18 protein-coding genes, 1 tRNA gene, 1 rRNA gene and 2 pseudogenes are annotated in these 22,499 nt (G+C 34.7%); 3 read left to right on the forward strand and 19 right to left on the reverse strand.

Going from position 1 to position 22,499, the window contains the following annotated elements:
• Positions 1-296: 296 nt before the first annotated feature.
• Positions 297-827 carry a phospholipase D family protein gene (locus ABWU73_RS07360; RefSeq protein WP_010963125.1) on the forward strand — a complete coding sequence of 177 codons (531 nt, stop codon included), beginning with the start codon at positions 297-299 and terminating at the stop codon, positions 825-827.
• 109 nt (positions 828-936) lie between these two features.
• Entirely contained in the window at positions 937-1,479 is a 543-nt protein-coding gene (locus ABWU73_RS07365) for a hypothetical protein (protein WP_006279913.1), read from the forward strand.
• A 338-nt stretch (positions 1,480-1,817) separates the two neighbouring features.
• Here ABWU73_RS07365 and rnc read toward each other — a convergent pair whose 3' ends face one another.
• From rnc to ABWU73_RS07395, 5 genes and pseudogenes are all read right to left on the reverse strand, one after another.
• Positions 1,818-2,516 (reverse strand): ribonuclease III, encoded by a 699-nt coding sequence (gene rnc / locus ABWU73_RS07375; protein WP_006279914.1) that lies wholly within the window; start codon positions 2,514-2,516, stop codon positions 1,818-1,820.
• 90 nt (positions 2,517-2,606) lie between these two features.
• A complete protein-coding gene (locus ABWU73_RS07380) occupies positions 2,607-3,674 on the reverse strand; it encodes a quinone-dependent dihydroorotate dehydrogenase (protein WP_007548704.1) in 1,068 nt (355 codons plus the stop codon).
• A 121-nt stretch (positions 3,675-3,795) separates the two neighbouring features.
• Positions 3,796-3,867: transfer RNA gene (locus ABWU73_RS07385), tRNA-Cys, on the reverse strand.
• A 5-nt stretch (positions 3,868-3,872) separates the two neighbouring features.
• Positions 3,873-4,769, reverse strand: coding sequence for a class I fructose-bisphosphate aldolase (locus ABWU73_RS07390; RefSeq protein WP_209473361.1), 897 nt, complete (start codon positions 4,767-4,769; stop codon positions 3,873-3,875).
• 64 nt (positions 4,770-4,833) lie between these two features.
• Positions 4,834-5,427, reverse strand: a pseudogene (locus ABWU73_RS07395) (AAA family ATPase); the annotation flags it as partial.
• 76 nt (positions 5,428-5,503) lie between these two features.
• On the opposite strand from ABWU73_RS07395, the gene ABWU73_RS07400 reads away from it, so the two are divergent.
• Complete coding sequence (locus tag ABWU73_RS07400) at positions 5,504-6,592, forward strand: IS481 family transposase (RefSeq protein ID WP_264329420.1); 1,089 nt, start codon at positions 5,504-5,506, stop codon at positions 6,590-6,592.
• A gap of 34 nt (positions 6,593-6,626) precedes the next feature.
• Here the strand turns inward: ABWU73_RS07400 and ABWU73_RS07405 are convergent.
• From ABWU73_RS07405 to ABWU73_RS07470, 14 genes and pseudogenes are all read right to left on the reverse strand, one after another.
• Positions 6,627-8,276 (reverse strand): annotated as a pseudogene (locus tag ABWU73_RS07405) (AAA family ATPase); the annotation flags it as partial.
• 203 nt (positions 8,277-8,479) lie between these two features.
• Positions 8,480-9,706: a DEAD/DEAH box helicase gene (locus ABWU73_RS07410; protein WP_038199603.1), complete on the reverse strand. Its 1,227-nt coding sequence runs from the start codon at positions 9,704-9,706 to the stop codon at positions 8,480-8,482.
• Between the two features lie 35 nt (positions 9,707-9,741).
• A complete protein-coding gene (locus tag ABWU73_RS07415; RefSeq protein ID WP_006279919.1) occupies positions 9,742-9,993 on the reverse strand; it encodes a cold-shock protein in 252 nt (83 codons plus the stop codon).
• 174 nt (positions 9,994-10,167) lie between these two features.
• Entirely contained in the window at positions 10,168-11,502 is a 1,335-nt protein-coding gene (locus ABWU73_RS07420) for a TldD/PmbA family protein (protein WP_010081974.1), read from the reverse strand.
• An 18-nt stretch (positions 11,503-11,520) separates the two neighbouring features.
• A complete protein-coding gene (gene atpG / locus ABWU73_RS07425; protein ID WP_010081973.1) occupies positions 11,521-12,393 on the reverse strand; it encodes an ATP synthase F1 subunit gamma in 873 nt (290 codons plus the stop codon).
• A 198-nt stretch (positions 12,394-12,591) separates the two neighbouring features.
• Positions 12,592-13,812 carry a hypothetical protein gene (locus ABWU73_RS07430; protein ID WP_007548692.1) on the reverse strand — a complete coding sequence of 407 codons (1,221 nt, stop codon included), beginning with the start codon at positions 13,810-13,812 and terminating at the stop codon, positions 12,592-12,594.
• Positions 13,809-14,540 carry a hypothetical protein gene (locus ABWU73_RS07435; RefSeq protein ID WP_038250643.1) on the reverse strand — a complete coding sequence of 244 codons (732 nt, stop codon included), beginning with the start codon at positions 14,538-14,540 and terminating at the stop codon, positions 13,809-13,811. Before ABWU73_RS07435 ends, ABWU73_RS07430 begins: the two co-directional genes overlap by 4 nt.
• Positions 14,533-15,762, reverse strand: a complete 1,230-nt coding sequence (locus tag ABWU73_RS07440; RefSeq protein WP_070357005.1) for a lipoprotein-releasing ABC transporter permease subunit — start codon at positions 15,760-15,762, stop codon at positions 14,533-14,535. Before ABWU73_RS07440 ends, ABWU73_RS07435 begins: the two co-directional genes overlap by 8 nt.
• Positions 15,763-16,042: 280 nt before the next feature.
• A complete protein-coding gene (locus ABWU73_RS07445; RefSeq protein WP_070357004.1) occupies positions 16,043-17,251 on the reverse strand; it encodes a hypothetical protein in 1,209 nt (402 codons plus the stop codon).
• A gap of 128 nt (positions 17,252-17,379) precedes the next feature.
• The gene (locus tag ABWU73_RS07450; RefSeq protein ID WP_341811053.1) at positions 17,380-18,672 is read right to left on the reverse strand and encodes a sugar phosphate nucleotidyltransferase; all 1,293 of its coding nucleotides are present in this window, start codon (positions 18,670-18,672) and stop codon (positions 17,380-17,382) included.
• Positions 18,673-18,784: 112 nt separating this feature from the next.
• Positions 18,785-20,023: a hypothetical protein gene (locus tag ABWU73_RS07455; protein ID WP_010082038.1), complete on the reverse strand. Its 1,239-nt coding sequence runs from the start codon at positions 20,021-20,023 to the stop codon at positions 18,785-18,787.
• An 84-nt stretch (positions 20,024-20,107) separates the two neighbouring features.
• Positions 20,108-20,464 carry a succinate dehydrogenase, hydrophobic membrane anchor protein gene (sdhD, locus tag ABWU73_RS07460; protein ID WP_010963113.1) on the reverse strand — a complete coding sequence of 119 codons (357 nt, stop codon included), beginning with the start codon at positions 20,462-20,464 and terminating at the stop codon, positions 20,108-20,110.
• Positions 20,461-20,838 carry a succinate dehydrogenase, cytochrome b556 subunit gene (sdhC, locus tag ABWU73_RS07465; protein WP_010963112.1) on the reverse strand — a complete coding sequence of 126 codons (378 nt, stop codon included), beginning with the start codon at positions 20,836-20,838 and terminating at the stop codon, positions 20,461-20,463. Before sdhC ends, sdhD begins: the two co-directional genes overlap by 4 nt.
• 100 nt (positions 20,839-20,938) lie before the next feature.
• Positions 20,939-22,443: ribosomal RNA gene (locus ABWU73_RS07470) — 16S ribosomal RNA — on the reverse strand.
• Positions 22,444-22,499 lie beyond the last annotated feature (56 nt).

Below are 22,499 nucleotides of genomic sequence, written 5' to 3' on the forward strand. Positions count from 1 at the left end.
CAGCTTATTTAGATAAAAATCTAGATGTAGATGAAGTTTTGTAAAGACATACAGTATCTATATACTGCAAAAAATTGAACATAAGACGCCGATACATTAAGTAATCCTTACCTTTTAATCTGCAGATTGGCGAAAGCAAATACAATAGCTTCACTATCATGATAAGGGAGCTGGCGAAGGGTGTCAAGTAAGTTTTTCGTTTCTAACGGTTGTTGCCAAAAACTATACAAGAAGTCTATTGACAGGTGATTAAATTATGATGTAGCCTATCGCCGTATATCCGGGGGTGGGTTGTTGTGAGGCTTTTTCACTTTTTATTCTTATTAATGTGTTTTTCTCTGTATTACTATGCGGGTTTTATATTTTCGCCCTGCCCAAAAGCTACGGTTTGCTTTTCACCTGGAGAAGATTGTGCTGTACCGATAATCAACGTAATAGATCAGTCTAAAAAATCTATCTTAGTTCAAGAATATACATTTACTCTTGGAACAGTTGCAAAATCTTTGATTAATGCTAAAGAACGCGGTGTTGATGTTAAAGTCATCTTAGATAAATCGCAACTCTACTCAAAATATAGTGTTATAAATGAATTATTTTCAGGTGGAGTACCAATTTGGATCGATGATAAGCCAAAGATTGCTCATAATAAGATAATGATTGCTGACAATCAAAAAGTCATCACAGGGTCATTTAACCTTAGTAAGACAGCTAAAAAAGGAAATGCTGAAAATTTATTAATTATTACAGATTATCCTGAATTGATTCAGCAGTATGTGAAAAACTGGGAGGCACGAATGTCACAATCTTACAAATACGCTCCCAACTAATCGAGAGCGCTTGCTCAAAATCAGTTTTAAAAACAGCAAGGGAGAGCTTTTTTGATTGATTGGCATAATGATTATGATATAATGAACTAAAAATTTAAGGAATAAAGTAATGGATTATATAAATGATGCTGCCGGTAGCTACACTGCTATTCATGATTTTTTTCAAAACAACGGTGTTGGAGATTACAAAGTTCAATGCAATTATGGTGGGGTGCCGTATGCTACTGATGAGTACGTGCATTCTGGCGATAAATTTTGGAGTAATAATTTCATAGACTCACATTTTGGCAGGGAAATAAAAATGTATCCTCAAAGTGAACTTTTAGCTAAAGAATATGCTGGAAATACGTTGCCAGTTTCAATATCACTAGATAAGGATTTAATAAAAATGAAGGAATGTCAGAAAAAAACGAAATTTGTGGAACTAGAAAGGGAGTCAGGTGATTTAGTGCATGATAAGCAAAAGTATGTAAAGTGTTACACAACAAAGCTATCATATGATGATGTACATATTTACAATAACGATAAAGTTTCAACATTTAGCATAAAATACGACGTGCCAAATGATCCGAAATACAGTTTAAATATAACATTTACAAAGGTTAATGATAATAAACCAGGATTTTGGCAGAAATTTAAAAATATGTTTTAACGTGACCATTCACTGGTTTTTACTCAATCAACCAACAACAGTTAATATCAAATTTTTATAATTAAAAAATATGCTATTTTTTAAAACTTTCATTCTCCTTGACTCTGTCAACTTCACAAAACAACTCTTGGACCAAATGTATCTGGCATAACACCTTTTGGTAACTTGCTACTTCTTTTTTTCCGCATCTCCGACAACAGCCATTGATATTCCACTACATAAGGCTTGATTTTTGGTAAATCAACTTTTTTATGAATAATACTATGCTTCTCCTTAAATTGACCATTTACCCTAAACGCTATTAGCTTCCTTAAAATTTACATTAATGCCTATTTTGCCTAAACTGAAGCGTCTTTTCCAATTTTTTCTAGCATCAACTCAGCAGCTTTTTGTTCAGCAATCTTTTTACTAGAAGCGCATGCAGAAACTTTACCATAATCTTCTATGCAAACTGATATAGTAAATTCAGGATTGTGCGCTGGTCCAGTTTGTTTTACAAGCTCATACTCTGGTAAAGGCAATTTGTTTTTCTGAGTCCACTCTTGCAGTGAGGTTTTAGGATCTTGAGGGGGGTCAAGCATGCCTTTAGCTAGCTTTTCCCAATATTGGATAATAAATTTTTCAACATTTTCAAGCCCGCCATCAATATAAATTGCACCTATTAGTGCTTCAAGCGAGTTTTCTAAATTTTTTAAGTTACATCTCCCTCCATTGCAGCGTTCACTATTATTCATGATGATAAAGCTGCCTAATTTTATTTCTTTAGCAACATTAGCAATGGTGTTGCCACAAACTAAATCCGTCTTTCTTTTTGCCAATGCTCCTTCTTTTTCTTCAGGAAATAGTTTAAACAGTGTGGCAGATACAACCATATTCAAAACACTATCGCCCAAAAACTCTAGTCTTTCGTAGCTTACAATCTGGTTTTTGCTATTCCTTTTATTTACGCTTGGGTGAGTTAGTGCCTCTTCTAATATTGCATAATTTGTAAATTTATAATCAATGATCTTAGATATTGCATCATTCAAACTCTTCATACCAATTATTTAAAAGAAAAGCACTTTCTACCACCTTTATACCAGAGAATTAGTTTTATTTTATTAAAATAATACCACCAACTTCCAAAATTAATGTATACAACCCACCACCTCACTAATGTTACTAAATCCATCTCTCCTTATTAGTTCTGCAAGTTCTAGATTAATTTTGTTTACAACTTGAGGTCCGTGGTATATGAGAGCAGTGTACAACTGCACCAAAGAAGCTCCTGCCTTTATTTTTTTATATGCATCAGCACCACTTGAGATTCCTCCGCACCCTATCAATAATATTTTGCCCTTAGTAAATTTGTACATATCGCCCAATAACTCGGTTGAAAGTTTAAACAGCGGTTTGCCACTCAACCCACCACTCTCATTATGGTGAGAATGCAGATTATCTCTACTTACCGTAGTGTTGCTTACTGTTAATCCGTCAATCTTATATTCCAACGCAAGCTCAGCGATATTTTCTTTCGTTTGCTGATCTACATCTGGTGAGATTTTTAATATTATTGGTATGGATTTAGAATTATCAATTGATTTTCGGGTTAGAGTTACGGATTTCAACAATTCCGATAATTCTTGCTTATTGTGCAGATTGCGTAAATTAGGCGTGTTTGGGGATGAGATGTTCAGCACTATATAATTGCTCTTTCCATATACTATCTTTATTAAGTCAACATAATCGCTGATTTGGTCCTTTGATGTACTGTTTTTTCCTATGTTGATGCCAAAAATGCAGTCATCAAGCTTAGTTTCACCTATTTGTTTAAGAAAATAGTCTATTCCTTTATTGTTAAATCCCAATCTGTTAATTACCCCTTGATCTTTAATTAACCGAAAAATTCTTGGCTTTTTGTTTCCATATTGTGGATTACGAGTTACAGTACCAGTTTCAATAAACCCAAAACCAAATGAGAGCATAGGCCTTATAACTTCTGCATTCTTGTCAAAACCTGCAGCCAGACCTATGGGGCTTCTGAGCTTATTACCAAAAAAATTCACACTCAAAGATTCTGGTAGCTCTATAGGATTCTTATAAGGCATTTTCTTTAATGCCATAATTGCCAAAGAGTGAGCAACTTCGGGCGGTAGTAAAAATAGTAAATTACGTTTGTAAAACACTTTGCTTATTTTTAGTTTATTTTTTACCATGAAACGCTATAAGAGTATAACCATAACTTGAAAAGAAATTGATTTTACTATGGACAAGCTTTCTCTATAGGTTACACACTTAAAGCTACTGTTAACTTTTACAAGATATAGAGAATGAAAGAGGCCGGGACCGGAATTGAACCGGTATAAAAGGATTTGCAGTCCTCCGCATAAGCCATTCTGCCACCCAGCCGTTTTTTATGTGTAGATATCCATTATATCTTTTAGCATAGATAAAGCCTCCTCCCTTTTGCGTTGAAAAGTGTTACGTCCAATGATTGAACCATTACCGCCACCCTGCTTAATTTCTTTCGCTTCATTGTATATGTTATCTACTTCCTTCGATTCACCACCAGAAAAAACTACTATTCTTTTCCCTGCAAAACAAGACCTTTTAACATATTCAATTCTTTTAGATAATGATTCAATATTTTCTGTTTCTATTTTCTCCCTTTCCAAATATTTAGTTGGAAGTTTTACTTTTATTATATTAGCGCCAAGCAAAGCTGCTATGTGTGCAGCATAGGCAATAACATCAACTGCTGTTTCACCTTCTTTGGAAATCCCTTCACCGCGTGGATAAGACCATAGCACTACTGCAAGCCCGTAAGATTTGGCTTCAGCTATGATTCCACGGGCTTCCTCCATCATATCGAAACACTTAGCAGAACCAGGATATATAGTAAATCCGACAGCTAAGCAGCCCAAACGCAGCGCATCTTTCACAGAAGAGGTTATTGCCTGATCAGAGGTTAGATCCTTTGAATGTAAAGAGTTGGAACTATTAAGTTTCAAAATAAGTGGGAGCATTCCAGCATAAGTTGCAGCACCAGCTTCAATCATACCAAGTGGAGCAGCATATGCACTTACTCCCGAATCAACCGCAAGCTGAAAATGATAATGTGGGTCATAAGCATCAGGGTTAACTTCAAAACTTTTAATTGGACCATGCTCAAATCCTTGATCTACTGGCAGAATCACTAACTTGCCAGTGCCGCCAAGCTTTCCATGCATGAGAATACGAGTAAGATTTGCTTTTACCCCAGGGTTTTCACTTTCGTAGTAGCTTAGGACTTGTTTTACTTTATCACTTATCACTATAATTCAAATTGAATTTAAGTTATAGATTGTAACAAAGATGAAGTTCAATACAAGGATTTTAAACTATATCAAAAGCAATTTTATTTTCTACTTTATTCATATAGATTCTTAATTTCTTTCCTTTTATTAATTTACGATTCAGTATTTCTTCCGCTAAGTAACTTTTTATCTCTTTTTCAATAAGTCTCTCTATCGGACGTGCTCCCATTTCCTTACTATAACCTGTTTGTGCAAGATAAGATTTCACTTCATCTTCTACCAAGCAGTTTATGCCTTTTTGCGTCAGCTGCTTTTTCAGTTCCTGAATAAATTTATCTACAATATGCAGAATTATATCCGCATTTAAGTCAGAAAAAGAAATAATCGCATCAAGACGATTACGAAATTCAGGGCTAAAAACCTGTTCTATCGCTTTTTCACTATCACCAGTGTTAAATTTTTTATGCCCAAAGCCAACAAAACTTTTGCTGCGTTCAGCTGCTCCTGCATTAGTTGTCATAATTAAGATTATATTGGAAAAGTTAACTTTACGTCCGTAAGTGTCTGTAACGCAACCATAATCCATAATTTGTAGCAATATATTATAGATATCGCTATGAGCCTTTTCAATTTCATCAAGCAGCACAACACTATATTGATTATTAGATACAGTGTAATAGTTCAGACTTGATCTGACAGGCGAACAAAGTAAGATAAAAATATGAATAAATTTTAAAGGAGTGTCAGATATGAGTACAACACAAGAAAAAATACTAAAACCAAAGTTGGGATTGCTAGAACTTGCAAAGCAATTAGGAAATGTATCACAGGCGTGTAAGGTAATGGGATATTCAAGGGATACATTTTACCGCTTCAAAGAACTGTATGAAAAAGGAGGAGAAGAGGCTTTACACGAGATAAGCAAAAGCAAGCCATTATATGCAAATAGGGTATCGGAGGATATAGAAAAAGCAGTAATTGAAATAGCAATAGAATTTCCAGCGTATGGACAAGAAAGAGCAGCAAACGAACTGAAAAAGAGAGGAATTCTCATCTCTGCAAGTGGAATAAGATCAGTGTGGCAAAGAAACGATCTTGAGAATTTCAAAAAGAGGTTAAAGGCATTAGAAGCAAAAGTAGCTCAAGATGGCATTATCTTAACAGAAGAGCAGATAACAGCTCTAGAGAAGGCTAAGGAAGAAAAAGAGGCCCATGGAGAAATTGAAACAGAACATCCAGGATACTTGGGTAGCCAAGATAGCTATTATGTGGGTAATATCAAAGGTATTGGACGAATTTACCAACAAACCTTTGTTGATACCTACTCTAGAGTTGCTTTTGCTAAGCTTTATACAGAAAGGACTGCTATTACAGCTGCAGACCTTCTCAATGATAGGGTGATACCGTTTTTTGATGAACAGAAAGTATCATTGCTACGCATTTTGACGGATCGTGGTACAGAGTACTGTGGCAGACCTGAAAATCACGCTTACCAGCTGTATTTGGGGGTAGAAAATATTGATCATTCTCGAACCAAAGCTCGTTCTCCACAAACTAATGGCATCTGTGAAAGGTTCCACAGAACTATGCAAGATGAATGCTACAATATTATCTTCAGAAAGAAAATTTACACCTCTTTGGCAGAGCTTCAGCTAGATGTAGACCATTGGGTGCATTCTTACAATAGATCTCGACCGCATTCAGGTAAATATTGCTATGGTAAGACACCTATGCAAACCTTTTTTGATAGTATGCATATTGCTTATCAGAAAAATATTGATAGCATTAAACAGGATGCTGATTTTGGTTTTGACTTTGTCAATTCTTCTGTCAGTTAATTCACGCCTGTCAGATCAAGTCTGAACTATTACATATCGTATGAGACTCAATATATTCGGACATATCAAAGCGTATAAGATTCATGCCCATGCTTTCTGCTAATTGTTTTGCTAGCTCGGTTTTACCAACACCGGTTGGCCCTGCAAAAAGATAATTTGCTAAAGGCTTATTGTAATTTCTCAACTCAGATTTAGCAATTTTAATAGAATTAACAAGAGATTCTATTGCCTGCTCTTGGCCAAAAATCACCTTCTCTAGATTAGCTTTTAAAGACTTTACTTTCTGCAAATCATCAGATTCAGATCCGCAAGGCACATTTGTAATTCTAGTAATGGTATTCTTAATATCTCTACTATTTACAATTTTACCCCTGTTTCTTAGCAATTTACAATATGCCCCTGCCTCATCAATAACATCAACCGCTTTATCAGGTAATATTCGCCCAGTAATATACTTATGCGAAAGTTCAGCCGCAGACCTAATGGCATTCTTTGTATAATATACTCCATGATACCCTTCATAGTAGTGCTTTATACCATCTAGTATCTTTATCGTTTCGTTAACAGAAGATTCCTTAACATTAATTTTTTGAAACCTCCTCGCTAATGCTTTATCTTTTTCAAAACTATTGCTGTATTCTCTATATGTAGTTGCACCTATACAACGCAGTGTACCTCTTGCAAGCGCAGGTTTGAGTAGGTTACCTGCATCAAGAAAGCTACCACTTGTAGAACCTGCTCCAATGATAGTGTGTATTTCGTCAATAAAAAGGATAGCACCTGGTTTTGCCTCAATCGCTTTTATTATAGATTTTATTCTCTCTTCAAAATCACCTCTATAGCGTGTCCCTGCAAGGAGTGACCCTAAATCCAAAGCATAAATTATACTGGACCTGAGCGCACTTGGAACACTGTTTTCAATGATTTTGAGTACCAAACCCTCAACTATTGTGGTTTTGCCAACACCTGGATCTCCAACATATAAAGGGTTGTTTTTTCTACGCCTCAATAATATTTCTATAGTGCGATTTAATTCATAATCACGACCAATAACATAATCTATTTTTTTGCTTCTTGCATAGTCATTTAAATTTTTACAATAACTTTGTAGAATTTCCTCATCTTTTAGTAGCTCACCTTTATTTACTGTAGTAGGAGCATCATTATTTTTATCAAGTTTTACTTTATGATTAGTGGTGTATTCATCTATATCGTTAGAGTATTTCATGTTAGATATGTGGTAAATCAAATTGGAATCTTTCGCACTTTGTTTCTGCAATAGATCTTCAACGTATAAATCTTGCCCAGACAAAATTTCTACTAGAACACTTGCTCCATTTATTTCTTTTTTCCCCAAGCTATGAGCCCGTATTATTGCTCTGTGTATTATGCATTGAAACATTGAGCTAGGTTTAACTCCACTGATAATCAATTCAGAACTGCTTTGTAAAAACCCTTTTATATTATTATTATAATCATTAGCCTTAATATTGCATCTTGATAGAATGTTATCCATACTGATGATTTCATCGGCTCTGATATTACATCTTGATAAAACGTAATTTACATCCACGTCTTTAGTTAACGCCAGCAATAAATGTTCTACTTTCGCATATTTAAGATTAAAATTAGAAGCAATGAATAGTGCTCTATTCAAACTTGCCTCTAAGTTTTTGGAAATCATCTCCTATTCTCTTTAAAAGTGGGAACTCATATATAATGAATAGCACACAATTATTAAAAAAATTGAAATCCAGCAGTTCGCTGTAGCCAATTTGAATCCCACTCTGGATCTACGTCATAGCACCGCAATATCTCAGCATAGATTCCGCTAATGAGTAGCGGAATGACGAGTTTTACGCTTATCAAATTGTAGGTAAATCCTATTTAATACGCTTTTTCTAGTACTCTGCTTTTCTTCTTAAATGCATTGATCTTTTTTCTACCGTATTTAGTCTTTAACGTACTTGGCCTTTTAAAGACCTTTTTGCTGTTACGTTTTTTAAATTGCACACTACAATCAAAATTTAGCTCTCCTTCTTTGTCTGCCAGTGCAGGCAGTCTTCTCTTATCTTGAGGTGTAACAAAAGATAGCGCATACCCTTCAGCTCCAGCGCGTGCAGTTCTACCTATACGATGAATATAGTCAGCTTGCGATTGTGGTGCATCATAATTGATAACATGTTGAATGTGGGGAATATCAAGGCCGCGAGAAGCAACATCTGTTGCAACCATGATTTGATTACGGCCACGACGAAAAGAATTAATGACCCTTTCGCGCTTGTGCTGCCTTAAATCACCATGAATTGCTAAAGCGCTATAGTCATCTTTGTGCAATCTGTTAGCTAGCTGATCCGCTCCTCGCTTTGTTTTGACAAAGATAATGATTGATCCTTCGCGCTGACATAGTTGTGTAACAAGCTTTTCATATTTTTCTGATTCTGATGCATAAACAATTTCTTGCTTAATTTTTACAGAAGTTGTAACCTCACAATCAACAGAAATACGTTCTGGTCGATTAAGGTACTTCTCAGCAAGTTTTACTATATCTCCAGGAAGAGTTGCAGAAAACATAAGAGTTTGCCTTATTTTAGGCAAATGCTTCATAATTTCTTCAATCTGAACTCCAAAGCCCATATCAAACATACGATCCGTTTCATCAAGCACAAGAACGCTAACATTGCGAGTAATCAAAGTTTTACGCTCAATATGGTCTATAATACGACCAGGAGTACCTATTACAATTTGTGGTTTTTTCTGAAGCTGATTTAGCTGCCTAAAAATAGGCTCACCACCAATCAACAAAGCGACCCTTAGTGCAGAATTTTGAGATAAGAGTTTTCTTATCTCATTTGTTACCTGATGCGCAAGCTCTCTGGTTGGCACGATGACTAAAGCTGAACCAGTGTTAGGCTCATTCAGCAACTTAGCAACCAACGGAATAGCAAATGCTAAAGTTTTTCCAGTCCCCGTTTGAGCAGATCCGAGAATATCTTTACCTTGTAGCGCTAAGGGAATCGCTTGTATTTGAATCGGAGTTGGGACGAAAAGATTATTTTTATCTAGAGCTTGTCTAAGCGAAGCTGGGAGACCCATCTCATGAAAATTATTCACAATACGTTAATCCTGTTAAAAGACTTCATAATAGATTAATCTTCCAATCTTAAATTTATTGCAGATTTTTTATCTTCTCCGTTTCTACCGCGCTCCTCTTTAACCTCATAACTCACCCTTTCTCCTTTTATTCCCTTCTCTTTATTCTCTCCTTTAAGTGCCTCAGGTCTTATTCCCGAACGTTCCAATGTGCTAATATGTACAAAAACGTCACCCCCTTTACCTTCTGGCTTGATGAAACCATAGCCTTTTTCGGCATTAAACCATTTTACATTACCAAATTCCATTTAAACAACTCCTAAATTATTAACTAACATTACTAATGTGATGAAAAACTTTGAAATTACGATTGAGAATGCTTTAAGCTTAGCTATTGAAACTAAACCTTTATACTCCATAGTCTATTCTTAACATTACATGACAATAATACACAATTGTTGTACTTGATGCAAATAAATTTTTTAATCGTTAAGCGAACCTGCAACCGTCATTTCGCTAACTTTAATCGTTGGTGAATTAAATTGCCCACAAAAAGTTAGATCATCTGCAACGACTAAATTGCTAAACATATCCTTCAAATTGCTAGCAATGGTAATCTCATGTATTGGATACGTTATTTTTCCATTTTCTATAAAAAATCCGGAAGCGCCTTGGCTGTAATCGCCATTGATTAAATTGACACCAAAACCAAATAAATCAGTTACATATATTCCCTCTTTCACTTCCTGAATTAATTCTTCAAACGATACATCACCATTCTCAATGTAGAGGTTACTAGCTGCAGGAATAACTGCAGCATTACTTGCACGAGTTGCACTTCCGGTTGTTTCTGAGTCTAATTTTCTAGCCGAGTATAAGTCTAAAATCCAATTTTGTAATATTCCGTTTTTTACAAATATATTTTTCTTGCTAGTTATCCCTTCTCCATCAAATGGTCTCGATGCTATGCCTCTTGGCAACAATGGATCATCGATAATATTAATTCTATCGTTGAAAATCTGAGCGTTTAAACTACCCCTCAAGAAAGAACTGTTGCTTATAATACTGCTCCCATTTATAGCAGAAGCAAAACTTTTTACTAGCCCTTTTGCTGCTCTTTTTTCAAAAATAACTGGAAATTTACCAGTTTTCATTGTACGTGAATTCAATTGATCAACTGCTCTTTTTGCTGCTTCTTTTCCCATTAACTCTGGCAACTTTAAATCACTAAAATTACATGCTATATCATAATCGTAACCAACCTTCATTTCACTTTCTCTTCCAGCAACAACAGAGACCTGATTAGCAAAGGTTGATTTACTAAACGAGCCAATAAAACCAGAAACAGTCGATAATACTGTATTCACTAAAGCGTATGAAGAAGAGGCTCCTTCAGAATTAGTGATACTCTTATGTGCAAGGGCTGAATTTTCTGCAGCTTCAGCAATTTCTTTTAGGTTATCAACGGTTACAACATTATTATCTGAGATACTTAAATCTGCAGAAGAGATATAATTACTACCATTTACAGCAAAATTAATGCAAGGATCTTCTGGCGCATTCTTTGCCATTTCTACCACTTGGCTTACTGTATCACTCAGATTATTCAAATCGTTTGTAGAAATATACGCAGCTTTGTTTTTACCTGCTATAGCTCTGATTCCTACAGTGCAATTTTTAGATTGTGATATTTGCTCAATTTTTGATAGACGCTGAGAAACTGAAGTCTTATTAGTTTCATATATTGTAACTTCCGCATCTTGATTTTGCTTTTTTATTAGTTTAGTAATATCTGCTGCAATATTTAATATATTCATTTTCTATTCCTTAGATTTCTATAAAGATTCTGCACCACCTATAACTTCAATTAAATCAGTCGTAATCGCTGCTTGACGAGAACGATTATAAAGCAATGCTAATTTGTTCAGTATCTCTTTAGTGTTTCTGTTTGCTGATTCCATAGCAACCATTCTAGCACTATTCTCACTCGTTGCACTTTCAAGTAAAGCAGAGTAAAGAGCAATTACAACGTAATCTTGAACCAAAGATTTTAAAATAAATTCAATATTTTGTGGTTCATACTCATAGCCGTAATCTGTTGTTGGACCAGCCAGAGAGCTATCAATCAAGGATGAGTCTTTACTCCATGGTTTTATTGTTTCCAACATTGGTTTTTGCGTGAAGGTATTATAGAATTTACTATAAAAAACTTTAACTTTATCGTATTTACTTAAATCTATACCATCAACCAAAGCTTCTACGTGCTTTAACGTGATTCCCTTACTATTTTCAATTTTTAAGATACTTTTAGAGTCAAATCTATTTTTACCTACATCAAAAGCTTTTTTACCAAGAAATACAATATCTACTTTTTTGCCATTTGCGATTGACTTATTTACACGCTCTTGACTAAATTTGACAATAGAAGAGTTAAAGTTGCCGCACAAGCCACGATCAGACGCAATAATGAATACTAGGTAAGAACCGTCGTTACTGACATTTAGAATTTTTGCCAGTAATTCTTGATCAACTGATAGCATTAATGAAAAAATAATGTTATGCAGCTTAGATACATATAATTTTGAATTTAATAACTTCTTTTGGCTTTGTAACAACTTTGCTGCAGAAACCATTTGCATTATTTTCGTGGTTTTCTGTACAGACCTAATATTCTTAATTCTTAAGGATAATTCCTTTAAGCTCTTCATTTTGTATACAACCCTGATTTATTAAAATATATAACTGTTAGTGTCTAAAAGCAAGTTTTTTTGACATTAAAACCAAGTCTAGCTAAGAAACTTGCAGGTTTATTGTTTGGAGATAAGGATTATATTAAGAAAGTGCTCTAACTTCAGCAATATCAATGTGAAAGTAGCCTAATGGTAATTTCTACACTTTGTGGAATTTTATAATATATAATAAACACAATTAAAACTATTACAACTTGAACACTTATGATCCCATTGTTCTAGTTCCCTGTTACAATTTTTACATTTCCAGCCTGGATCAGGCAAAGCTTCTGAGCCCATCTTGTTTAGCCAATAAATTACCTTGTCGTGTTCTTGCAATGTAACCTTGAGTTGTATTACAATAAAGTAGATTGACATGTAATTAGCTTTTTTCATAGCAGTGTCTAAATATTGACTTGCAAGATCATATTTACCTGAACTCATTGAGGACAAAGCAAGTAAACAGTAACTAAAATAATAATCAGGGCGTAAGTTGTATAGTCTTTCAGCACCTTTACTATTTAAATTGATGTACATTTTAGCTGACTGAGGAGTAGGATTTACTGTATACTCTGCCTCTAGCACTGCAGAAGCTTTTCTGATTTTTCCAAGTTTAATATATAATTCTGCCTTTAAATAATTGATGGGCTGAAAAATTGCACTATAACGTTGTGCTCTAAATAAAGACTTTATAGCCTCCTTAAAATTTCCTTTACTTTCATATTGCTTTGCTAAAGCGCAATAAAACACTGCAAACATTTCTTTATGATCAAAGGGGAGAAAAATATTGGACTTAACTGCTTCCTTCAACCTCAAAATTGCATTAATCCAATCTTCTTTCAATATGCAATGCTCTATTTGAAAGGGAATAGATAGCATTTTATCGTTAATTGAACTAGAGCAATATTCTATAAATTTTTGAAAGACTACTTTTTCTTGTTTGAGGTGGACAATCAGCTTATTGGCTAGAAGTAGAGCTAAGTTACGATTTTTATTTGCAATATTTGTTAAACCGTTACTGAAAAAGCTGTAATTTCCCGTCTTACCTGAGTTAAAGAGCTTTATTAAAGACAACCTATCGCTCTCCTCACTCAGACTTTTAACTAGCTTTTGGGCATTCTCTATATTGTCTAAGTCTATGCTAAAGAAAGCTTCAAAGAGAAGCAATTCTTCCCTATCCCTTCTTCTATTTCTTATGTTGGCAAATGTTGATGAAATGGAGGAAAAAAAGCGTACAAGTGTAATTAATAAAAATAATAAAACTACACAAGTAAAAATAATGAAATATAGATCAATACTTATAGTGTAATTGCCTAATTCCAATTTTATTACTTCACCACTTACCTTGACCCATATACCAAATAAAAACGAAAAAGCGAAAATTATAAAATAAATCATGAGATATATTGTAATAAGTGATGATATATTGTTGAAATATTCTTAGAAGCTACAATAAAACCATTCAATTTATTCAGCCATGGCTTGAATTCTGAATGCGTTAAATTGCTTACTGTAACAGTTATATTTTGCCAATCATTATCATTTATTGACTCCTCAATTTCTGCGAATTTTACTCTTAATGGATCATTTCGGTCGTCTACCTTTATCCAGTTTGAAATGATTTTTTTAGACAATGTACTTTTGTTGTAATCGATAGTATCAATAGTTTTTTCAAAAGATAACTTCAATTCGTGTAAGGTATTTATCTCTTTCAAATTTTCTAATTCATCTACTGCATTTTCTATCTCTGGATCGTCAAGCTCTGATATCAAAGGCTTTATTGAATTTATATGGTTATCAAATTTTGCTTCTCGCAATAACGAATTCTTCATTTTAACCACAAGTAATAGCAATTTTGCAAGGTTCTTACATCTTGAGTTATTATCACCTTGCTCACATTGAGTATGCTGACTTCTCTTGAGGTCAAATATCTTTTTTTCTATTCTAGATTGATTAACTTCAAGCAACATTCTAAATTCATCCATGTTTTCCGTTAAAGCTTTCACATTGTTTTCACTCTCTTGCTGATTTATTTTTAAAAAGATTATGTTATTTATTGTGATGTAACCGGTAAATAACAATACAATTAAGAACCAACCTATGTACTTTTGCTGAGTATCATTCATAACGTAGTATCTCCGCAGGATCTTGTGCAGCTGCCTGCAACGCAGGAGCAATTGTCGCTAAAAATGATAAGAGTAACGCAAGTGCAGAAATATTTACTACGTCTTGGGGTACTAATATCACTGGCAAACTTGAAAAAAAGTATATCATAGGATCAAACAGCTTGACGTTAGTAATGTTTTCTAAAAACACTCTAATGCTTTCGATATTGAGAGAAAAAACGACACCTATAATACAGCCAAGACAAGTTCCCGTAAAACCGATTAATAGACCACAAGCGCAAAATATACGCATAATGCTTCCACTTGTTGCACCAAATGTACGCATAATTGCAATCGCGGATTTCTTTTCTTGCACTATCATCATTAAATTTGAGATAATATTAAACGCTGCTACAACTATAATCAAAGTGAGAATTAAAAACATCACATTTCTTTCAGTTTTTAAAGCACTAAAATAATGGCTTTGCTGTGATTGCCAACTTTCAGCTTCCATTCCTATTTCTTTTTCTATAGCATCTGCCAGCTTATCAGCTCTAGTAACGTCGTCTACAAGTACTTCTATATTTTTTATGCTATTTTTATAATTAAAAAAGGCTTGTGCTGATTTTAGAGGCATATATATCAAGGTATTATCATACTCAAACATACCCATATCAAATATTGCTATAACTTTATATTTTTTCATTCGCGGCATTTCACCAAGTAATGCATCAAATTCTTCAGATGATATAAACGTAATTTCGTCGCCATAGTCAATGTTCAAAACTTCTGCTAAGCGTGCTCCTATTATTATCCCTTCATCAAATTTTTTTACATCACCTATAATTACATTATTTGTAACGGCAGTACTATCAAGCAAATCTTTAGTTGACACACCTCGCACTACGCTACCTGCAATTTTACCATTTGCTACAATAATAACTTGATCATTGGTCATAGGAGTAGCTTTTAATATACCAGGAATTCTCTCAATAGATTTTGAAACTGCGTAGTAATCTGAATTTATGTTCCTATCAAAATAAACGTTAATATGGCCATCAATGCCAAGTATTGAGTCAAGCAACTTTGCTCTGAATCCGTTCATCACAGACATCACCACTATTAGTGTTGCAACTCCAAGGGCAATGCCGATAATAGAGAACAAAGTCATTATAGAGCAAAATCTGGCATTTCTTGCTCGCAAATAGCAAGCAGCCATAGTAATTTCAAAGGCAATGGACATTACAAAATATTTTGAGGTTAGACATTATATTTTTGAAACTTCGTATAATTGTAGACTTTTCTTTATTTAAAAACTAGAGATTTTTGCTTCCTTAAATTTAGCAGACTTATAGAGTATCTTTAACATTAGAATTTCAAAATCTTCCATATACATCATCCAACCTCACTATATCATTATCAGATAAATGCTCTCCTATCTGAAATTCAACTATTTCAAGTGGAGAGCTTGTGCTTTTATAACATAGAAAAAATCAAGAATATTATTGGGTTTATTCAATAAGTTATAATTCTTTCCTTCCATAATTTTCAAATTGTACAACTAGTTGCTTTACATTTACATCTGTGAGAAGAGCATTTTTGCTAACATGAGGTCTCGGATCAGATTTTGCTGATAAGGGATTCATCTGAGATATTTCATCCCTCATTGGAAATAAGCGAGATTGGGAAGCAACTTTTGGTGATGGCCTAGTTTTTTTCTCCACATCTATATTCACTTGTGCAACAGGAGGGGTCCTGCTTTCAATAGTTTGCGCATTAGGACTTTCTTTTGCTTGATTTTGTTTGAATTTTTTTCTTATCTCTTGTACTTTAATATCGATATTATAATTAATTTCTTTTTCCATAGAAGATACTACCATTTCTAGCTTTGTGCTTGATTTTTGATCAGTATGACCTAACTTTTTAAGTTTTAGTGGTAATTCAGGTTTATCTTTAGTTGATTTAGGAACAGTTCCTACTACTTTTGGTTTTTGTCTAACTTCTTGACCAGCAGTAAACATTTTTTTTGGCAATGGGGGTGCTATTGATGGTTTTGGCAATATTGGAGGTTTAGATTGTTGTTTTTGTTTAAGTTCTCTTTTTGCTTCCATATGTTCTTTAGGAACTGTTACATAAATTAGCTCTTCTCTAGGCGATTTTGAACTTTGTGAATTTTCTGTTAAAATTTTACTCTTCTTCTCTTGATAATTTGATATCTCTTTGTATCCAGGCTTTTCATCTAATGAATTTCCATGGCCTGAATCATTATAATTAACTTCTACTTGTCTATCTTCTTTTAGAAAACTGCGTTCTGGCTTTTCTGGAGCTATTGCAATATTTCCTCTTTCAACTTGCTCCAAACCTGAAATTTTACGATAAGCCTCTAGATATTCAAAGATTGTCATTGAAGTAGGAGGAGGTAATTTATCAATAAAACTACTTATATTCTTAACTGGAACATTTCTTCCCGAGATTCTATTCAATATTTCCTTTAATATCTTAAGACCTGATGGCTTTCCATTCATCGATTTTACATAATCAATTGAGTCACTACGTATAACAAACTTAGCTACATCTTCTGCCTTATCTGTAAAACGCTTTAATGCCTGAGATAAATCCCTTACCGTTTTATTATAATGTCTAATAGTTACTAACTCATCTCTTGCTTTTATAGCTTCTTTAAGGAAACCGAGATTTTCTCTATAATTGTCACTTTTAAATGGATCCTTCATATTAATTACAACTCATTATTTATTAAAATATGGGTATAGGTTTAAAATATTAAGATTTAGTAAATATTATTTTTTACATAAAGCAGCTATACCCATATTATAAATTGCCAACAAATGCATTTATGGCGTTACCATATTCTTCCATATACATCATCCAATCTCACTATATCATTATCAGATAAATGCTCTCCTATCTGAAATTCAACTATTTCAAGTGGAAAGCTTGTGCTTCTATTTTCAATCCTATGGGAAACTTCCCTTGGGATTTCTATCATATGGTCCTTTGCTATAGCATATTCTTTGTCTTCTAAACTAACATATCCAACTCCTGATAGCACTATATGGTATTCATCTCTATAGTGATGGAATTGCTTAGAAGTGCAGCTTAATGGATTGATAAAAAGATATTTTATAAGAAAATTTTCGCTCATTAAAATTATACTACAAAATCCCCATGGTTTAACTTCTTTCCTTATCACCTTTACTTTCTTAACTTTATGAATAAATGAAATTAGACTTTTGTTTGGTTGCTTACAAGCTCCACTCAATAAATTTTTATTACTTTCTGTCGTTGAAACTGGTTCTCTTTCTCTAATCACATGCTGAAATGATGCCGGTTCTTTACTAAACTTCTCACTCAATTCTAAAACTGAATTCCAAGTTCCAACATCCAACCAATCGAAATTAGCTTCTATCATTGCAACGTTTTTTGCTTTCTCCATCACCAAGTAATCAATGGATATGCCTTCAATTCCTGCAAAATCTCGTTGTTTTAAATACAGAAATCTCTCTTGCGGTGTGAAATATTTAAAACATAAATTGTAAAGATTCGGGGCAGATTTTTTAATCTCATCTATGTAGCGTTTTGCTTTAAACACAAATATTCCAGAGTTCCAATAATGATCGTTACTTAACTTACGCTCGGGCTTTTCTGTAAAATCTTTCACTATATGACATTTTTCTTTCTGATCATATACTGCATTTATATAGCCGTATTCAGAATTGAATTCATGAGGCTTAACCCCAAAAGTGACTATAGAGTTAGTTTCAGAGGCTAACTTAGACGCTTTTTGAGTAGAAGCATAAAAACTATTCAAATCACCTATAAAATGGTCTGAAGGCAGAATTAACATTGTCTCGTTTTCATTGCAGAGAAGTGCAGCAATTAATATTGCCGCTGCTGTTCCAATTTTCACTGGTTCGAAAATCACTTTATATTCTTGCAGTGCATGCAATTCCTCCATCACTAATGACTCGTACTGTATATTTGTAGCAATTATGGGCGGCATATAATCGCTTTTTAGCCTCAACAAAGTGTTGTGAAACATAGTGTTCTGACTAAATATTTTCTGAAATTGCTTTGGCTTAGATAAAGGCCAAAGTCTGCTACCACTACCACCACACAATATTACAGGGCGCATTTAGTTAAGATATTAATTAAATAATTAATATCTTATACTGAGGGCAAAATACATGCAAGTTTTTGTTGTGGAATAGTTAATAAAGAAAGTAAATGTTGATTTAAAGTAATTGCTAATGAGAGTGATCATGTGTAGCGCCTTGCCCTTGCTGTGAATTTCTTCTATTTTGTAATTCCTCAACATGACCTTTTCTTTTATCACTTAATATTTCATTACCCTTATTTTGTTCTTCCTCAGGACTCTTTAGTATTTCATTACTCTTGCTAACTTCTTTATCATCCCCTTGTTTCTTTGGCCTTCTAGCGTTAAGCTCATCCCATGTGCCCACTAGTGAATCACGATTCCCATGATCCGGCTTTAGCCTTTCTTCACCTTTAATAACATTAAAGTCACTTTTTGCTTCTTCCAAACATCCTTTCAGTTGGTGTTTCCACATGGTGTAGTAAGCATCACCATATTTTTTCTCATTTGCTACAAACAATAAAATTGGAGCCTTAAGTATGGTAGCTCCCATATCCACTAAATTTTTTACTGCCATTGCAGGAGTAAATAAAAGATAACCAAAAGACTTTGCAATTGGGTTTTGTTCGCTTATTAAATGCTCCCCTAACTTTATAGGAAGAGAAGTCAACAATTTAGTACAAACTTTAGCTAAACTTGTAGCAAAAACGATAGGAACAGATATAAGACTTTTATCTAGCTCTAGATTACCATTCTGATCTCTAATTTCTGAAAAATGGGTGCTTAGCTTCTTGTAATCACTAGTGTATAATAATTCTCCATTTCTTCCTTTTTCATCAACAACTTCCTGAACTTTACCTTCTTTATTTTTTACCTCTTTAGTTAGCACAGAAGAATTAGTTAATTCAAATGGATATTGAGGATCCTTAGTTTTTTCAGCTTCAAAAATTGGCACGTGTTTTTTCAAATCCATTCTCGAAAAGCCTAATGGCTCAAAATATGACTTATGCAACTCATTTATCGGAATTTGCTTACCCTGATTGTCTATATAATTGATAGTAAAATAAGATCTATCATTATCTTTATCTTTGGTAACTAAAGATAATCTGAAACTTGGTTGTTCTCCATTCTCATCTTTTTGACCATACAAAAGTTTATAGGTTGGATTTTTATCTTTATCTAGTATAGCATTTCCATGCATATCCCTGTTTTCTATGATTTTAGCAGACTGTACAATTTGATCATAATTTTTTGGATACTGGCATTTCCTTCCATCATACATCATTACCTTTCTAAGGTCTTCGACGTAAACTTGAGATTCAGGTGAAGTAAGCAGACCTTTTGCTTTAAGTGTAAGATCTATTGCTCCCTTTTTTAATGCTTCAAACATATTGTCAAACCAAAATCGCTATAATGCTATAGTTCAATAATAAAACTAGTACACTAATAATATATTAACACAGCACCGGTGATTTTACAAGAAAATATGCCTGTAGAAGATAAAGATTGTAAAAGCGAGGGTTATATAAGTAATGCTTGATAAGTACTTTATGCATGTAATTGTAAAAATCCTCAAAGGTACGCTGTGTATATAATCTTCGCATACTACCTGCATTCCAAGAACTGCGTGCCAAAAAATGCAAAACAACAATACAACAAAAAATAAAAGCTCTAGAGGGTGATTAATAAATTTTTCACTAAAAGACAAAGAGCTATCAGTATAAAATGTGCAAGAAAATGAATAGATAAACCAAGGAAACAGGAACAGTAAAATTACCGCAGAAACACGCTGAACCCACCAATGATGTACTGAATTTCCAGACTGACTCATATAAACATAAATAAAAAAGCCATAGTAGAAAGAAGTAGCGTTACTGTCAGCAGTATAGCACTCCTTGAAACGCCAGTAATTTCTAAATTAAGCCCAACATCCCACAATAAATGACGAATACCATTAAGAAAATGATATACAAAACTTATAAAACATAAGACATAAGCTAATTTAGCAACAGGAGTGAATAATAATGCATTTAAGTACCTTACTATAAGTAACTCAGGAAAGTAAACATGTAATATGAAATACCAAGAAAGTATCATTAATAAAAGGAATAGCAAGATACCAGTCAATCTATGCATAATAGAGAAAAAACTAGTAACTTGTACTTTATATATTTGTAAATGTGGAGAAAGAGGTCTATCACTCATAAAATTCCGTTATCGGGAAATTAAAATAAAGTAGAAGTAAAGACAGCAGTATAGCACATAACAACACCATCATTAAAAATGGTAAATTATGTGCAAAGCCTAAGGAGGTAATCCAGCTGCAGATTCCCCTACTGCTACCTTGTTACGACTTCACCCCAGTCACCGATCCCACTTTAAATAACTCCCTCCTTGCGGTTAGGTCGTTAGCTTCGAGTGAAACCAATTCCCATGGCGTGACGGGCAGTGTGTACAAGACCCGAGAACGTATTCACCGTGGCGTGCTGATCCACGATTACTAGCGATTCCAACTTCATGCATTCGAGTTGCAGAGTACAATCCGAACTGAGATGGCTTTTAAGGGATTAGCTTAGCCTCGCGACTTTGCAGCCCATTGTAGCCACCATTGTAGCACGTGTGTAGCCCACTCCATAAGGGCCATGATGACTTGACATCATCCCCACCTTCCTCCAGTTTATCACTGGCAGTTTCCTTAAAGTCCCCAGCATTACCTGATGGTAACTAAGGATGAGGGTTGCGCTCGTTGCGGGACTTAACCCAACATCTCACGACACGAGCTGACGACAGCCATGCAACACCTGTGTGAAACCCGGCCGAACCGACCCTATCCCTTCGAATAGGTATAATTTCCATGTCAAGGAGTGGTAAGGTTTTTCGCGTTGCATCGAATTAAACCACATGCTCCACCGCTTGTGCGGGTCCCCGTCAATTCCTTTGAGTTTTAATCTTGCGACCGTAGTCCCCAGGCGGAATGTTTAACGCGTTAGCTGTAATACAGAAAGTAAAACTTCCCATATTTAACATTCATCGTTTACAGCGTGGACTACCAGGGTATCTAATCCTGTTTGCTCCCCACGCCTTCGCGCCTCAGCGTCAGATTTGAACCAGATAGACGCCTTCGCCACTGGTGTTCCTCCTAATATTTACGAATTTCACCTCTACACTAGGAATTCCTCTATCCTCTTTCAATCTCTAGATTAGCAGTTTTAAAAGCAATTCCAAGGTTGAGCCTTGGGATTTCACTTTTAACTTACTAATCCGCCTACGCGCCCTTTACGCCCAATAATTCCGAATAACGCTAGCCCTCTCCGTATTACCGCGGCTGCTGGCACGGAGTTAGCCAGGACTTCTTCTGTGAGTACCGTCATTATCTTCCTCACTAAAAGAGCTTTACAACCCAAAGGCCTTCTTCACTCATGCGGCATGGCTGGATCAGGCTTTCGCCCATTGTCCAATATTCCCCACTGCTGCCTCCCGTAGGAGTCTGGACCGTATCTCAGTTCCAGTGTGGCTGATCATCCTCTCAGATCAGCTATAGATCATTGCCTTGGTAGGCTATTACTCCACCAACTAGCTAATCTAATATAGGCTCATCTAATAGCAATAAATTTTTCCCCCGTAGGGCGTATACGGTATTAGTTGCCGTTTCCAACAATTATTCCGTACTACTAGGTAGATTCCTATACATTACTCACCCGTCTGCCACTAAGTTATACCATAGCAAGCTACAATATAACTCCGTTCGACTTGCATGTGTTAGGCCTGCCGCCAGCGTTCATTCTGAGCCAGGATCAAACTCTCAAATTTAGACTTCAACCTATAAAAGGTTGAGGGTACATCGGATAAATCCGACAAAAAATAAT

It is taken from the genome of Wolbachia endosymbiont (group A) of Andrena helvola (assembly GCF_964028415.1).
GTDB lineage: Bacteria > Pseudomonadota > Alphaproteobacteria > Rickettsiales > Anaplasmataceae > Wolbachia > Wolbachia pipientis.